This window comes from Staphylococcus roterodami (assembly GCA_022493055.1).
Classification (GTDB): domain Bacteria; phylum Bacillota; class Bacilli; order Staphylococcales; family Staphylococcaceae; genus Staphylococcus; species Staphylococcus singaporensis.
On the sequence record CP092781.1, the window covers coordinates 1,940,877 to 1,957,460 of the forward strand.

12 protein-coding genes are annotated in these 16,584 nt (G+C 32.7%); 1 reads left to right on the plus strand and 11 read right to left on the minus strand.

Features of this window, described 5'->3' with window-relative positions; translation table 11 throughout:
- Positions 1-166: 166 nt before the first annotated feature.
- The 5 genes from rlmD to gatC form a co-directional block, all read right to left on the minus strand.
- Positions 167-1,528, minus strand: a complete 1,362-nt coding sequence (gene rlmD / locus ML436_09495; protein UMT77387.1) for a 23S rRNA (uracil(1939)-C(5))-methyltransferase RlmD — start codon at positions 1,526-1,528, stop codon at positions 167-169.
- Positions 1,529-1,614: 86 nt separating this feature from the next.
- Positions 1,615-2,556, minus strand: a complete 942-nt coding sequence (locus ML436_09500; GenBank protein UMT77388.1) for a diacylglycerol kinase — start codon at positions 2,554-2,556, stop codon at positions 1,615-1,617.
- 437 nt (positions 2,557-2,993) lie between these two features.
- Entirely contained in the window at positions 2,994-4,421 is a 1,428-nt protein-coding gene (gene gatB, locus ML436_09505; GenBank protein ID UMT77389.1) for an Asp-tRNA(Asn)/Glu-tRNA(Gln) amidotransferase subunit GatB, read from the minus strand.
- 12 nt (positions 4,422-4,433) lie between these two features.
- Positions 4,434-5,891 (minus strand): Asp-tRNA(Asn)/Glu-tRNA(Gln) amidotransferase subunit GatA, encoded by a 1,458-nt coding sequence (gene gatA, locus ML436_09510; protein ID UMT77390.1) that lies wholly within the window; start codon positions 5,889-5,891, stop codon positions 4,434-4,436.
- A gap of 1 nt (position 5,892) precedes the next feature.
- Positions 5,893-6,195: an Asp-tRNA(Asn)/Glu-tRNA(Gln) amidotransferase subunit GatC gene (gatC, locus tag ML436_09515; GenBank protein UMT77391.1), complete on the minus strand. Its 303-nt coding sequence runs from the start codon at positions 6,193-6,195 to the stop codon at positions 5,893-5,895.
- A 366-nt stretch (positions 6,196-6,561) separates the two neighbouring features.
- On the opposite strand from gatC, the gene putP reads away from it, so the two are divergent.
- Positions 6,562-8,100, plus strand: a complete 1,539-nt coding sequence (gene putP / locus ML436_09520) for a sodium/proline symporter PutP (protein UMT77392.1) — start codon at positions 6,562-6,564, stop codon at positions 8,098-8,100.
- 72 nt (positions 8,101-8,172) lie between these two features.
- Here putP and ML436_09525 read toward each other — a convergent pair whose 3' ends face one another.
- The 6 genes from ML436_09525 to purB form a co-directional block, all read right to left on the minus strand.
- Complete coding sequence (locus tag ML436_09525; protein ID UMT77393.1) at positions 8,173-9,372, minus strand: CamS family sex pheromone protein; 1,200 nt, start codon at positions 9,370-9,372, stop codon at positions 8,173-8,175.
- A gap of 12 nt (positions 9,373-9,384) precedes the next feature.
- On the minus strand, positions 9,385-11,388 hold the full coding sequence (gene ligA, locus ML436_09530; protein ID UMT77394.1) for an NAD-dependent DNA ligase LigA: 2,004 nt from the start codon (positions 11,386-11,388) through the stop codon (positions 9,385-9,387).
- A 3-nt stretch (positions 11,389-11,391) separates the two neighbouring features.
- A complete protein-coding gene (pcrA, locus tag ML436_09535) occupies positions 11,392-13,584 on the minus strand; it encodes a DNA helicase PcrA (protein UMT77395.1) in 2,193 nt (730 codons plus the stop codon).
- Complete coding sequence (locus ML436_09540) at positions 13,581-14,273, minus strand: heptaprenylglyceryl phosphate synthase (GenBank protein ID UMT77396.1); 693 nt, start codon at positions 14,271-14,273, stop codon at positions 13,581-13,583. Before ML436_09540 ends, pcrA begins: the two co-directional genes overlap by 4 nt.
- Before the next feature lie 171 nt (positions 14,274-14,444).
- Complete coding sequence (locus tag ML436_09545) at positions 14,445-14,747, minus strand: YerC/YecD family TrpR-related protein (GenBank protein ID UMT77397.1); 303 nt, start codon at positions 14,745-14,747, stop codon at positions 14,445-14,447.
- 107 nt (positions 14,748-14,854) lie between these two features.
- On the minus strand, positions 14,855-16,153 hold the full coding sequence (gene purB / locus ML436_09550) for an adenylosuccinate lyase (GenBank protein ID UMT77398.1): 1,299 nt from the start codon (positions 16,151-16,153) through the stop codon (positions 14,855-14,857).
- Positions 16,154-16,584: the final 431 nt, after the last annotated feature.

Below are 16,584 nucleotides of genomic sequence, written 5' to 3' on the forward strand. Positions count from 1 at the left end.
TGCCAACCCTCCCAATAATGACGTTCGTATCTCTTCTTAATGTAAGTATACATTGTCATATTTAATTTAAATAGTTCATATCAAGAAAGTAAATTGGCTGTAATAAAATCTTAATAAAAGACATTTTGTCATTACAAATCATGCTACAATGTTTCTCAAATCTGTGCTATTTCAATTTGAACAACGCAACTGTTTCAACATGTGTTGTTTGTGGAAACATATCTACTGGTGTTACCTCTTCTAATTGATACTTTTCAGCTAATAACAAAGCATCACGTTGTTGTGTCGATGGGTTACATGAAATATATACAATTCGTTTTGGTTCTAATGTGAGCAATGTCTGAATAAACGTTTCATCACAGCCCTTTCTTGGCGGATCAACCATAACAACATCTGGTTTAATTCCATCTGCCTTCCATTTTAAAATAACTTCTTCAGCTTTCCCACAGACAAAAGTTGTATTATTGCATTGGTTTATAGTCGCATTGTGTTGTGCATCTTCAATCGCAGAAGGAACAACTTCAACACCGTAAACATGTTTAGCATGTGGTGCCATGTATAAGCCAATTGTCCCTATACCACAATAAGTATCTAATACGACTTCATTACCTGTTAATTGTGCATAATCAATTGCTTTGTTATATAATTTCTCAGTCTGTTCTGAATTGATTTGATAAAAAGATTGATCACTAATTTCAAATGTACTTTCAGATAATTGATCAACGATTGTATCTTTACCATATAATGTTATAGATTGACGCCCCATAATAACATTAGAATGGCTATCATTTATATTTTGTTTAATGCTCGTGACGTTAGGAAATGCTTGTAACAGTCTCTGTATAACAGCGTCCTTTTGTGGCCACTTTTTACCATTAGTAACGAAAATAATCATCATATCATCAGTATGATATCCGGTTCTAACAACTAGATGTCTTATTAGACCTTTTCTTAATTGTTCCTGATAAATGCTAATATTTAATTCATTTAAAATTGATTTAACTACATTCATAACTTCTTGGTATTGTGTATCTTGAATCAGGCAACTTTCCATATCAATAATGTCATGGCTTCTTTGACGATAAAAGCCCATAATAACTTGTTCTTGCTGGTTTTTACCAACAGGAATTTGTGATTTATTTCTATATCTCCATGGATTATTCATACCAATCGTATCGTTGATTGTCACATTTTCAAAATGCGCTTTACGCTGAAATAAATTTATTACTTGTTCTTTTTTCATTGCGAGCTGCGCTTCATATGATAAATGTTGAAGTTGACATCCACCACAACGTTCATAATATATACATGGCGGCTCCACTCGCTGCTCACTTTCTGTATTAACCGTCAGCAATTTACCAATCGCGAAGTTCTTTTTAACTTTTATTACTTTATACTCGATTTGTTCATTGATTAGCGCTTGTGGGATAAAAATAGGAAACCGATCTATTTTTACGACACCATGTCCTTCATGCGTTAAATCAACTACAGTCCCTGTTTTAATGTCATTTTTAGCTATCGCTTGCAAAATTTTACCTCCAAAATGAACAGGTTAGGAATATAATTATGTGCTTCCTAACCTGTTATCATTTAATTAAATACTTCGATTTATACTTAAGTTAACTTTTCATCAACGTGATCGTTATTCATCAATTCTTCATTAACAATATCATTTGGTGCAAAAACATCAATATGACGTTCTAAATTCAAGAAATTAGCTGGTAATTTTCCACCATACTCACCATCTACATTTAACTGTAAATCTGTAAATGAAGAAATATTAATTGCTTTGGCCTTTTCGTATATAACTTTTGGATGTTTTGTATGTTCACCTCGTGAAGCCAAGGTCATAATATGCCCTAGTTCTGCAAGATTTGATTTTTCAACAATAATTAAAGTAAAGTAGCCATCATCTAATTTCGCATCTGGCACTAATTTTTCAAACCCTGCCATTGAATTTGTCAGACCTAAAAAGAATAATAAAGCTTCTCCTTGGAAAACATTACCATCATATTCAATTCTTAAATCAACAGCTTTCATTTGAGGTAACATTTCGAAACCTTTAATGTAATAGGCAAAAGGACCAACGATTGATTTCAACTTACTTGGGGTTTCGTATGAGACTTGAGTCAATTGTCCACCAGCAGCTAAATTGATAAAGTAACGATTATTCATTTTACCTATATCTACTTTAGTAGAATGACCTTCAATGATGACGTCTAATGCCCCCATAATGTCGTTAGGTATATGTAAAGCACGTCCAAAGTCATTTACTGTTCCCATAGGAATAACACCTAATTTAGGACGATTGGGTTTTTCTGCAATTCCATTAACTACCTCGTTTAAGGTGCCATCTCCACCGGCTGCGATGATTATATCGTAGTTTTCATGCATAGCTCTTTCCGCTTCAAGAGTGGCATCACCTATTTTTTCAGTTGCATATGCACTCGTTTCATATCCCGCTTTTTCTAATTTTATTAAGGCATCAGGTAAATCTTTTTTAAATTGTTCTTTACCTGATGTCGGGTTATAAATGATTCTCGCACGTTTCCTCATATCTTATCCCTCTACTTAAAATTCATATATTTTATATTAAACGATCTTTTATACGATACAAGTATATAACATATGCTTGTATACTTAGTGTAATTTCAACACGCTCTTTTACCTTTATGCTTCGTTCACGACATATCTTTATTTACTTGGGCTACTATGAACATTGTCCAAATAATGTGATGTCGACTATACTTTGATTGTTATTTTTGATATTCTCTTTTTAAAATGAAGTTGTATATATAAAGTTGTCTTTATACAAAAATGTTTTATACCTTTATATTATACAGTTTGCCTTTATATAATTAAAGCTAACGCATTAATAAAATTAATATTTTTACTAATCACATGAACTATGAATAATCGAATAAACTCTATAATTTTTGATAGGTATGAAGAAACCCTTGATTGCAGCAACATCTGCAATCAAGGGTTGTTATTTATCTTTTATCTAATTCTTGTTTTAATAGTTGATTTACTAATTGAGGATTAGCTTGACCTTTTGAAGCTTTCATAATTTGACCAACTAAGAAGCCCATAGCTTTGCCTTTACCATTTTTATAATCTTCAACTGATTGTTCATTATTATCTAATGCTTCATTTACAAATTTTAGAAGTGTTGCTTCGTCAGAAATTTGAACTAAGCCATTGTCTTCCATAATTTGTTTAGCATCTCCACCTTTAGCTGCTAACTCAGGGAAGACTTTCTTAGCAATTTTACTACTCATTGTTCCATCTTCGATAAGTTTAATCATACCAGCTAAATTTTCAGGTGTAAGTTTAGTATCTAATAACTCTACTTGGTTTTTATTTAAATACTCATTTACACCACCCATTAACCAGTTCGATGTTAATTTAACATCCGCACCGTGTTCAATTGTTGACTCAAAGAAATCTGACATTTCTTTAGTCAATGTTAATACATGGGCATCATATGCAGGTAAGCCTAATTCATTTACATATTTAGCTTTACGCTCGTCTGGCAATTCAGGGATTGTTTGACGAACTCGTTCTTTCCAAGCTTCATCAATATATAATGGAACGATATCTGGTTCTGGGAAGTAACGATAATCATCAGAACCTTCTTTTACACGCATTAAAATTGTTTTACCAGTAGACTCATCAAATCGACGTGTTTCTTGTCCGATTTCTCCACCATTTAACAATTCTTCTTCTTGACGTTTTTCTTCATATTCTAACCCTTTTCTCACAAAGTTAAATGAGTTCAAGTTTTTCAATTCGGCTTTAGTACCAAATTTCTCTTGACCATATGGGCGTAATGAAATATTAGCATCGCAACGTAAAGATCCTTCTTCCATTTTAACGTCAGATACGCCAGTATATTGAATTATTGAACGTAACTTTTCTAAATAAGCATAAGCTTCTTTAGGTGAACGAATATCTGGTTCAGATACGATTTCAATTAATGGTGTACCTTGTCGGTTCAAATCAACCAATGAATACTCACCTTTATGAGTTGATTTACCAGCATCTTCTTCCATATGAAGACGTGTAATACCGATACGTTTTGTTTCACCATCTACTTCAATATCAATGTAACCATTTTCACCAATTGGTTGATCAAATTGTGAAATTTGATATGCTTTTGGATTATCTGGATAGAAATAGTTTTTACGGTCAAATTTTGATTCTGTCGCAATTTCCATATTTAGTGCCATTGCTGCACGCATTGCCCAGTCTACTGCACGTTTATTAACAACTGGTAAGACACCTGGATATGCTAAGTCGATAACATTTGTATTTGAGTTAGGTTCTGCTCCAAAATGTGCTGGTGATGGAGAAAACATTTTTGAGTCCGTTTTTAACTCAACGTGAACTTCAAGTCCTATAACTGTTTCAAAATGCATGATTTCCACTCCTTATAATTTTTCATAAACGTCATGTAAATTGTATTGTGTTTCATATTGATAAGCGACACGATATAACGTTTTTTCATCGAATGGTTTACCAATGAATTGTAAACCGATTGGTCGGCCATTTGATTGTCCACAAGGAACAGAAATACCAGGTAAGCCAGCTAAGTTTACTGGTGTTGTTAATAAATCATTGGCATACATTGTCAATGGATCATCAATTTCTTCGCCTAAGTTAAATGCAGTTGTAGGTGTTGTTGGACCAACTACTACATCATAATTTTCGAATACTTTATCAAAATCATTCTTGATTAATGTTCTAACCTTTTGAGATTTTTTATAGTATGCATCGTAATATCCTGAACTTAATGCAAATGTCCCTAAGAAAATACGACGTTTAACTTCTTTACCAAAACCTTCAGATCTTGACATTTTATATAATTCTTCTAAAGAATGTGCATCTTTAGAGTGATAACCATAACGAATACCATCAAAACGTGAAAGGTTTGATGAAGCCTCAGATGACGCGATAACATAGTAAGATGGGATACCAAATTTTGTATTTGGTAATGACACTTCTTCAACAATAGCGCCTAAAGATTTTAATGTTTCTACAGCTTTATTAACTGCTTCTTTGACATCCGCTGCTACACCTTCACCTAAATATTCTTTAGGTAATGCAACTTTTAATCCTTTAATATCTTTACCGATATCAGATGTAAAATCTACATCTTCAACAGGTGCACTTGTAGAATCATTTGCGTCTAAGCCTGAAATTGCTTCTAATACTAATGCATTATCTTTTACATTACGAGTTAATGGGCCAATTTGATCTAATGAAGATGCAAAAGCAACTAATCCAAATCGAGATACGCGACCATAAGTTGGTTTCATACCTACAATACCGCAATATGCTGCTGGTTGTCTGATAGAACCACCAGTATCTGAGCCTAAACTAAATGGTACTAAGCCTGCTGCAACTGCCGCTGCAGATCCACCTGATGAACCACCAGGTACAGCTTTATGATCAAATGGGTTAACTGTCTTTTTGAAATATGAAGTTTCAGTTGAACCACCCATTGCAAACTCATCCATGTTTAATTTACCGATTAAAACAGCATTTTCACCATGTAGTTTTTCCATTACAGTTGATTCATAAATTGGTACAAAGCCTTCTAACATTTTACTTGCACAAGTTGTTTCTAAACCATTAGTGATAATGTTATCTTTTATCCCCATAGGAATACCAAATAATTTGCCATCCATTTGGTCCTTAGCTTGTAATTCATCTAACTCTTGTGCTTTTTTAATTGCATTTTCTTTATCAAGTGCTAAAAATGACTTGATTGTGGGATCTGTCTCTTCAATTGCATCATATATATTTTTAACAACATCAGATGGTTTAATTTTTTTATTTTTAATTAAAGTTAATAAATTCTCAACCGATTCGTAACGAATACTCATCTTACGCGTCCTCCTCATTCATGATTGTAGGCACTTTAAATTGTCCATCTTCTGTTTCTTTGGCATTTTTCAAAGCTAACTCTTGCGGAATACCTTTGATTGCTTTATCTTCACGTAAAACGTTTTGTAAATCTAAAACGTGATATGTAGGTTCTACGCCTTCTGTATCTGCGCTATCATTTTGTTTTGCAAAATCTAAAATGCTTTCTAATGTGTTGGCCATTTCTTCCGTTTCTTCAGGAGAAATTTGAAGTCTTGCAAGATTTGCAATATGCTCAACTTCTTCACGTGTAACTTTTGTCATTAATAAAAGCCTCCTTTTATTCATTCATCACTAAATTGTATCAAATTTCCAATTAAAAATCTAAGTATTTATGAGGTACAACTTTAATTTCATATAAACTGTATAAACATTATCATTCGTTTTCCAAATCATTTTTTATGAAAACAACACTCTTTTAATATTAGACAACCCAATACAATATTATGATTATGCAATTTTAATTATAAAAATTTGCACACACCCAAAAATTACGTAAGCGTTTTCTTTGTTGCTATAAAAGTATTTTCAACTGAATAAATTTAATTTTCCTACTTTTCTAAACTTTTATCTTTATGTATAATGTTTTCATGTAACTAAATTATAAATTAAATAAAGGGAGTGTTTATCATGCTTACAATGGGGACAGCATTAAGTCAACAAGTTGACGCCAATTGGCAAACCTATATAATGATTGGTGTTTATTTCTTAATACTTATTGTTATAGGTTTTTATGGTTATAAACAAGCAACTGGAAACCTAAGCGAGTATATGTTGGGCGGACGTAGTATTGGTCCATACATCACTGCTTTATCAGCTGGCGCATCGGATATGAGTGGTTGGATGATTATGGGGCTTCCAGGTTCTGTGTATAGTACCGGACTTTCAGCAATGTGGATTACAATCGGTTTAACGTTAGGTGCTTACATTAACTATTTCGTTGTTGCACCTAGGCTTCGTGTTTATACTGAATTAGCTGGAGATGCCATTACTTTACCTGATTTCTTTAAAAACCGCTTAAACGATAAAAATAATATTCTTAAAATTATTTCAGGATTAATCATTGTTGTATTCTTTACTTTATATACACATTCTGGATTCGTATCAGGCGGCAAATTATTTGAAAGTGCCTTCGGGTTAAACTACCATTTCGGTTTAATTTTGGTTGCTTTCATTGTTATTTTCTATACGTTCTTTGGTGGTTATCTAGCTGTATCAATTACAGACTTCTTCCAAGGTGTCATTATGTTAATTGCGATGGTTATGGTCCCTATTGTTGCTATGATGAACTTAAATGGTTGGGGTACGTTTCATGATGTTGCTGCAATGAAACCTACTAATTTAAATTTATTTAAAGGCTTGTCATTCATAGGTATTATTTCACTATTTTCATGGGGATTAGGTTATTTCGGTCAACCTCATATTATAGTAAGATTTATGTCTATTAAATCACATAAAATGTTACCAAAAGCCAGACGTTTAGGAATTAGCTGGATGGCAGTTGGTTTATTAGGTGCAGTTGCTGTTGGCTTAACTGGTATCGCATTTGTACCTGCTTATCATATTAAATTAGAAGATCCAGAAACATTATTTATAGTAATGAGCCAAGTGCTCTTCCATCCGCTTGTTGGTGGTTTCTTACTAGCTGCCATTTTAGCGGCAATTATGAGTACAATTTCTTCACAATTACTTGTAACATCAAGCTCATTAACAGAAGATTTTTATAAATTAATTCGTGGTGAAGAAAAAGCAAAAACGCATCAAAAAGAATTCGTTATGGTTGGACGATTATCCGTATTAGTTGTAGCTATTGTTGCAATTTCAATCGCATGGAATCCAAATGATACTATTTTAAACCTAGTTGGTAATGCATGGGCAGGCTTCGGTGCATCATTCAGTCCACTTGTATTATTCTCACTTTATTGGAAAGGTTTAACACGTGCAGGTGCAGTAAGTGGTATGGTATCAGGTGCCCTTGTTGTTATTATTTGGATTGCATGGATCAAACCATTAGCACATATCAATGAAATCTTTGGTTTATACGAAATCATTCCAGGCTTTATTGTAAGTGTTATCGTTACGTATGTTGTAAGTAAACTTACTAAAAAACCAGGCGCATTTGTAGAAACAGATTTAAATAAAGTTAGAGATATTGTTCGAGAAAAATAAATCATTAGTTTTAACATATTAAAAAGGTACTGCTGTTAATCAAAATTTTGATTAACAATAGTACCTTTTTTATTAATTGCTATAAATATGAACTTGTGGTTCTTTGTCATCTTTTGTTTTACTAATTAAAGCACGTGGTTGATTACCATCTTTAATTCGAATTTCATAGTCATCAATTTTATCAAAGTATTTATTCGCCTGTTCAGTCACGTACTGTGTAATACCAATCGTTTCAGCTTGTCCATAATAATCTATTGGCAAGTCTACTACTAAACGCTGTGGTTTCTTATCAACAAATTTAACTTTCCCTACTGCTTGTGTGAAATTAGAAAAATATGATTGCAAGTTATCATTAAATTGTTTGAAATTATTATTTAAATTTTCATCATAGTCTGCTGCTGTTGATGAAGGCAATAATGCTGATTTTTCATTGATATTATGCCATTCATTAAGCTTTGTTTGACTCTTCTCAGCAGTTGCTTGTGTAATAAATTCACCTGGTGTTATTGAATCTTCGCTTGATTGTTTATAAATTGCAAAATGAATCGGGATATCCTTTAAATCATCGTTTTCACGTAATCGAGATAATATCTCGCTAGCCATTTGTTTTCCTTGCTTTTTAATTTCACTATCATCTAATTTCTTACTAAATGTTGGACCATCTTTTTCTTTTTTATAATAGTAAACGCTATTCATAGCCAAACCAATCGTCATACCTTTAATATTTTTACCTTTCGTATCTCCACCACCATAAAAATCTTGTTCTAAAATGTTGGATAAATAGGCAGGCGATTTTTCCGCAATCTTTTCAGGATTCGTTTCACCTTCATGTGACGGGTTGAGACCTAAGTTCTCATTTGCTTTCTTATCTTTTTTGTCCTTTTCAGACATTTTATCGATTTCTTGTTTTGTATACTTAGGGTCTAAATAGGCATTGATTGTTTTCTTATCTAAAAATTGACCATCTTGATACAAATACTTATCTGTTGGAAAAACTTCTTTACTTAAATTCAACAAACCATCTTCAAAGTCGCCACCATTATAACTATTCGCCATATTATCTTGTAAAAGTCCTCTTGCCTGACTTTCTTTAAACGGTAATAATGTACGATAGTTATCACCTTGCACATTTTTATCAGTGGCAATTTCTTTTACTTGATTTGAACTACTGTTATGCTTTTTGTTATCTTTTCCAGCTTGGTCATCTTTATTATTTCCACAAGCAGCGAGTATAAAGATTGCTGTAATCAATAATACTAATGTACGCTTCATCGACATACCCCTCTAACTATTTAATTCATTTTGCTTATCTACAAATTGTTGTTCTGTCCAAATTTCAATACCTAAGCTTTGTGCTTTAGTTAATTTTGATCCTGCATCTTCACCAGCAATGACAACATCTGTATTTTTAGTTACACTGCTCGTTACTTTAGCACCCTGTGCTGTAAGCCATTTAGAAGCTTCTGTTCGTGTCATTTGGTGTAGTTTACCAGTCAGTACCATTGTTTTACCACTAAACTCAGGATGTCCTTCTATATCTGAAGTTTTAATACCTTTGTAATCCATATTAACATGTTTATCTTTTAATTTTTGAATTAAAGCACGAATATCTTCATTTTCTAAATATGTGACTACGGATTGTGCCAATTTATCGCCAATATCATGAATTTCAATTAATTCTTCCTCAGTGACAGTTAATAAACGTTCCATCGTTTCGTATTTTTCTGCCAAAACTTGACTTGCTTTAACACCTAAATGCCTGATACCTAAACCAAATAATAAATGTTCTAGTGAATTTGATTTGGCACGTTGAATTGCTGTCAATAAATTATCAACTTTTTTCTGTCCCATTCTTTCTAATGGAAGTAGGTCTTCTTCCGTTAAATAAAAAATGTCAGCCACATCTTTAATTAACTCATGTTGATACAATTGTTGAATGATTTTAGTACCTAAACCATCAATATTCATAGCCTGTCTTGATACAAAATGAATTAAGCCTTCGACAAGTTGTGCTTGGCATTTTGGATTAATACAGCGAAGTGCGACTTCACCTTCAATACGAACTAATTCATGATCACAACTCGGACAATGTGTTGGCATATGATAAGTGACAGCGTCATCAGGTCGACGATCTGGTATACTTCTGACAACTTCAGGTATAATGTCTCCTGCTTTTTTAACAACGACACTATCACCAATACGAATATCTCTTTCATGTATTAAATCTTCATTGTGTAATGATGCTCTTGAAACAGTTGTTCCAGCAACTTTTACAGGCTCTAAGATGGCAGTTGGTGTCACCACGCCTGTTCGTCCAATACTTAATTCAATATCCAATAATTTAGTAACAACTTCTTCTGCTGGAAACTTATAAGCAATCGCCCATCTTGGTGATTTTTGTGTGAATCCCATTTCGTCTTGTTGATCTAAATCATTTACTTTAATAACGATACCATCGATATCATATGGTAATGATTCTCTTTGACTCGTCCATTTTTCAATATATTCTAAAACACCATCAATATCACTAACGCGCGCACGATTTTTATTTGTTTTAAAACCTAGCTTATCTAATTCGTCTAAAGCATCACTTTGTGAACGTGCATCAAAATCAGTGAAGTCATTCACACTATAAATAAATACACTTAATTTTCGCTTTGCAGTAAGTTTGGAATCTAACTGTCTTAATGAACCAGCCGCAGCATTTCTAGGATTTGCAAACAATTGCTCCCCATTTTTCTCTTTTTCCTCATTTAAATGTAAAAATGAACGCCTTGGCATATATGCCTCCCCACGTACTTCTACATTTAAAGGCTCTTTCATTTTTAAAGGTATAGCATGTATCGTCTTCAAATTTTCTGTGATATCTTCACCTGTTGTACCATCACCACGAGTTAATCCTTGTACAAAATATCCATCGACATATTTTAATGATACAGCTAAGCCATCGATTTTCAATTCGCACATATATTCTACATTACCAATTTGTTCACGTATACGTTGATCAAATTTTCTTAAATCTTCTTCATTGAAAGCATTACCTAAACTAAGCATAGGCGTATCATGATTAACCTTATTAAAAGAGGCTTGGGCTTCGCCACCAACTCTAACTGTTGGCGAATCTACAGTTTTATATTCAGGATGTTCCTCTTCAATTTGAATGAGTTCATGTAATAATTTGTCATATTCACTATCTGGCACAGATGGACTATCCTGTACATAATACTCGTAACTGTATTGATTTAATAAATCATGTAGCTCGTTAACACGAGACGTTAAATCAGCCATCCCTTAATCCTCCTTTTTTTCAATTGGGGCAAATTGCGCTAGTAAACGTTTTGGTCCTTGTGATTTAAAAATAATATCCAATTCTACCGAACCATTTTTCTCATTTACATTACTGACCATGCCTTCTCCCCAGGCTTTATGCATCACTTTGTCACCTACGTTCCAATCAGATGACGACACTTGTTTTTTCGTTGATGTTGTTCGTTGACTAAAACCACGTTTTGCAAATGGTTTAGATTTTGGTTGAATTGTTTGTCGTTTTGAAGTTGAATGATTTTCTAATAATGATTCTGGAATCTCTTTTAAAAATCTCGATGGCATATTTGACTGCGGACGACCAAATAACATTCTAGATGTCGCATGTGTGATATATAATATTTCTTCTGCTCTAGTTATTGCTACATAACAAATACGTCGCTCTTCTTGCATTTCATGATCATCTTCACTCTTAATCGCTCTAATGTGTGGAAATAATGATTCTTCCATACCCATTATAAAGACTATTGGAAATTCAAGACCTTTTGCAGAGTGCATAGTCATTAAAGTTACGCCATTTTCAGTATCCGCTTCATCAATATCTGCAACTAAAGATAAATCAGTTAAAAAGTTAATAAGTGACTGTTCTTCTAATGGAGTATTTTCTTCATAATCTTGTGGAACAGACATAAATTCATCAATGTTTTCTAATCTGCTTCGAGATTCTAGTGTATTTTCACGTTCAAGCATGTCTCGATATCCTGATTTTGTTAATACTTCATCAACTATTTCATGAATTTCTAAAAATTCTTGTTCTTTTATCAAATTCTGAATTAATTCGTAAAAATTAAGACACTCTTGTGTCACCTTTTTAGATAATCCAATAAAATCAGCTTCACCAAGTGCATCGAACATACTGATATTGTTTTGAACGGCGTAATTTTGAATCTTTTCAACTGATGATGGCCCTACGCCACGTTTTGGAACATTTATAATACGTTGCAAACTTATATCATCATTACTGTTGGCTATCATACGCAAGTAACTAAGTAAATCTTTGATTTCTTTACGATCGTAGAACTTTTGACCACCAACCATAGTATATGGAATATTTGATTTCATAAATGTTTCTTCAAGCACACGTGATTGTGCATTTGTTCTATATAAGATTGCCATATCTTGATATTTCTTGCCATTACGCTGATGCTTCATAATTTCACGTACAACATATTCCGCTTCATCACGTTCAGTCATTGCTTCATAGTAGTGGATTTTCTCACCACTTGTATTCGCAGTCCATAATCCTTTTGGCTTACGTTCAGAATTATTTTTAATTACTTCGTTTGCCGCGTTTAAAATTGTCTTTGTTGAACGGTAATTTTGCTCTAAAAAGATTGTTTTCGCTTCTGGATAATCTTCTTCGAAAGATAAAATATTTTGAATATCAGCACCACGCCAACCATAGATTGATTGGTCTGAATCACCTACAACACATAAATTTTTAAATTTACTAGCTAATAACTTAACTAATGTGTATTGTGCCTTATTCGTATCTTGGTATTCATCTACATGTATATACTGGAATTTATTTTGATAATATTCTAGTACATCTGGTACACGTTCAAATAAATTAATGGTTGTCATGATTAAATCATCAAAATCTAATGCTTCATTACGTGATAATTGTCTTTGGTACCCGCTATAAACAGTAGCAACCATTTGTGAATGATAGTCTGTTGCTTCTTTTTGAGCATCTTCAGGTGTTTTAAGTTCATTTTTCAAATTACTTATTGCTCCAATAAACATACGTGGCTCAAACTTTTTACTATCAATATTTTCATTTTTCAAAACATCTTTAATAACAGACTTTTGATCAGTAGGATCAATTATCGTAAAATTACGTTCAATACCGATACGATCCGCATCACGACGTAAAATACGAACACACATAGAGTGAAATGTAGACATCCAAATCACTTCTGCTTGATCGCCTACTAGTTTTTGAACACGTTCTTTCATCTCTTTTGCAGCTTTATTAGTAAAAGTAATTGCTAATACGTTGTATGGTGAGACATCTTTCTCGTCTAATAAATAAGCAATTCGATGTGTTAAAACACGTGTCTTTCCTGAACCAGCACCTGCCATAATTAACAATGGTCCTTCTGTTGTTTTTACAGCTTCACTTTGTTCTGTATTCATATGATTTAATAACGCATTCATTTACTAGACTCCTTTATTTTCACTGTTTTTAATGCTTTTTTTATATCTTTATAAATAATATCACCGACGATAATTGTATCTGCAATGGATGCCATTTCAAAAGCTTGTTGTTCTGATGAAATACCGCCACCATAAAATAATTGTGTTTCCGTTAAATGTTCTGATGCGGCTTTTACTATAGAACTATCTCCATATTCACCACTATATTCTATATACATTACTGGCAAGCGATACATGTAATTTGCCATTTGAGCATATGCTTCAATATCCTCTATCGATAAACTTGTATTTGCTTTTGTATGCTTTGCTACTTTACTTTCAGGATTACAAACAACATATCCTTCAAATATTACTTCTTCAAAATCTATACTATGCCCAAATGTTTTAAGTGCTTGTAGTAATATACCGTTGTGGAACGAAACATCGGTACTATTTAATACTGTTGGTACAAAATAAAAATCAAATCCAGGCATAACACTTTCAAGGTTTGAAATTTCGAGCGCTAATGGTAATGGGTACCGTCTAACTCTACTCATTAAATGAATAACATTATCTTCTGTAACGTCATCAGTTCCACCGATCATGATTGCATCTGTTTGAGACATACAAATTGCATCTAAATCATCATCCGAAATGTGTTTTGCTGGGTCTAATTTAAAAATATGGCGCCATTTTTTAATGTCATACATTTTCCGAAACTCCTTTTTTAACATACATATGATTATAGCATTTTTAAGTGTCTAGTTCTAAAGACTTAACATGAATTTTATCGTCTTTTTCTCTATAAAAATTTTCGTGAAAAAACAATGATTATCTATCAGAATTCAAAGGATAGATAATCATTGTTAGTTGTTTATTTATTATTCATTTGTTTCAATATTCATACGATCCAAAATCATTGTGTAAGCATCATTACCCCATTGCAATGAACGCTTCACTCTAGAAATCGTTGCCGTTGACGCCCCAGATTCTTGTTCGATTGTTGCATAGGTATAACCTTGCTTAATCATTTTTGCAACTTGTAATCTTTGAGACAGTGATTGAATTTCATTTACAGTACACAAATCATCGAAAAATTGGTAACACTCTTCTCTATTCTCCAACGTTAGTATTGCATCAAATAATTCATCTAACGCTTCACCACGTAATTTTTCAATTTGCATATCGAAACAACCCCTATAATTTTATTCTTTATGTCATTTTAACGCATTAATCTACTAAAGTGTAGCAATTTATACTTATGTTCGGGTCTATATCGTCACTTCGTCAATTATTCTGATAATCCTGCACGTTCAAAAATAGTATCAACTTGATTTAAGTGATGTTTAGGATCAAAGCATTCATCTAATTCTTCTTTCGATAAAACGTTTGTAATTGTTTCATCTTGTTCAATTAATTCACGGAAAGGTGTTTTTGTTTCCCATGATATCATAGCTTTTGGTTGCACTTTATCATAAGCTTCTTCACGAACCATTCCTTTATTAATTAATGCAAGTAAAACTCGTTGTGAGAAAATCAAGCCGAATGTTTTATCAATATTATTACGCATATTATCTTCAAATACTGTTAAACGGTCCACAATGTTAGTGAAACGATTCAATGCATAATCTAATGCTATTGTAACATCTGGCAACATAATTCGCTCAGCTGAAGAATGAGATATATCTCTTTCATGCCATAAAGGTACATTTTCATATGCTGTTGTAATATATCCACGAATCACTCTTGAAATACCAGTTATATTTTCAGAACCAATCGGATTTCGTTTATGAGGCATTGCAGATGATCCTTTTTGTCCTTTTGCAAAAGCTTCTTCCACTTCTCTTGTTTCAGTCTTTTGTAAATTACGAATTTCAACTGCAAATTTTTCTAATGACGTCGCAATTAAAGCCAATGTCGCAATATAATAAGCATGTCGGTCTCGTTGTAATGTCTGTGTTGAAACAGGCGCAGTTCCGATTCCTAAGTGCTTACAAACGTAACTTTCAATTTCAGGCGGAATGTTAGCAAATGTACCTACTGCACCACTCATTTTACCAACTTCGATTTCTTCTCTAACTTGTTTAAAACGTTTTAAGTTACGTTCCATTTCCGTATACCATAGTGCCATTTTAACACCAAATGTTGTTGGTTCTGCATGAACACCATGCGTACGTCCCATCATTAATGTATATTTATAATTTTTCGCTTTTTCAGCTAGAACGTCGATAAATCTTTCTAAATCTTTTTCAATAATGTCATTCGCTTGTTTAATAACAAAACTCAAAGCTGTATCTACAACATCAGTAGAAGTTAAACCATAATGTACCCACTTACGTTCTTCACCTAGTGTTTCAGAGACTTGTCTAGTAAAAGCTACAACATCATGGCGAGTTTCTTGCTCAATTTCTTGAGCACGTTCGACATTTACTTTTGCATTTTGGCGAATTTTTTGTACATCTTCTTTAGGAATATGACCTAATTCACTCCATGCTTCACATGCTAAAATTTCCACTTCTAACCATGCTTCATAGCGATTTTGATCAGTCCAAATATTAGACATTTCTTCTCTTGAATAACGTTCAATCATTTTTTTAACTCCTATCGTATGTAAACTCATATTTTTATAAAAACAGAACATTAATTATCATAAAATTCATAATGTTCGTTTTACACTCTACTCTTCACAGTTTAACAGAATTGGTTATAAATGTATAAAAAATTTCCGTATATTCTCATTTTATTTTATTTTTTAGATTAATACAATTATCTATGACAGATTGATACTGATTTCTAATTGTAAATGTTCGCAACACTTTAACCTAAACTATATTTTCATCCATTATTCTTAGTAGTTCTAATTTATCATTACACATAGGCGCACTTGTCTCATTTAGTTTTAAGTTTTATCACTTTTAATTATAGAGATAATTGCGCTTTTGCATATTAAAAAGGGCAGGAATTTTTACCATCTCATCATAAAAGATAAAGAATCACTTTTTATTCTAATTGAATGACATA

Excerpts from the sequence above, each read along its gene's own strand:
- ML436_09500 (UMT77388.1), bottom strand. The coding sequence starts at position 2,556 with ATGAGGAAACGTGCGAGAATCATTTATAACCCGACATCAGGTAAAGAA.
- gatB (UMT77389.1), bottom strand. The coding sequence starts at position 4,421 with ATGCATTTTGAAACAGTTATAGGACTTGAAGTTCACGTTGAGTTAAAA.
- gatA (UMT77390.1), bottom strand. The coding sequence starts at position 5,891 with ATGAGTATTCGTTACGAATCGGTTGAGAATTTATTAACTTTAATTAAA.
- gatC (UMT77391.1), bottom strand. The coding sequence starts at position 6,195 with ATGACAAAAGTTACACGTGAAGAAGTTGAGCATATTGCAAATCTTGCA.
- putP (UMT77392.1), top strand. The coding sequence starts at position 6,562 with ATGCTTACAATGGGGACAGCATTAAGTCAACAAGTTGACGCCAATTGG.
- ML436_09525 (UMT77393.1), bottom strand. The coding sequence starts at position 9,372 with ATGAAGCGTACATTAGTATTATTGATTACAGCAATCTTTATACTCGCT.
- ligA (UMT77394.1), bottom strand. The coding sequence starts at position 11,388 with ATGGCTGATTTAACGTCTCGTGTTAACGAGCTACATGATTTATTAAAT.
- pcrA (UMT77395.1), bottom strand. The coding sequence starts at position 13,584 with ATGAATGCGTTATTAAATCATATGAATACAGAACAAAGTGAAGCTGTA.
- ML436_09540 (UMT77396.1), bottom strand. The coding sequence starts at position 14,273 with ATGTATGACATTAAAAAATGGCGCCATATTTTTAAATTAGACCCAGCA.
- ML436_09545 (UMT77397.1), bottom strand. The coding sequence starts at position 14,747 with ATGCAAATTGAAAAATTACGTGGTGAAGCGTTAGATGAATTATTTGAT.
- purB (UMT77398.1), bottom strand. The coding sequence starts at position 16,153 with ATGATTGAACGTTATTCAAGAGAAGAAATGTCTAATATTTGGACTGAT.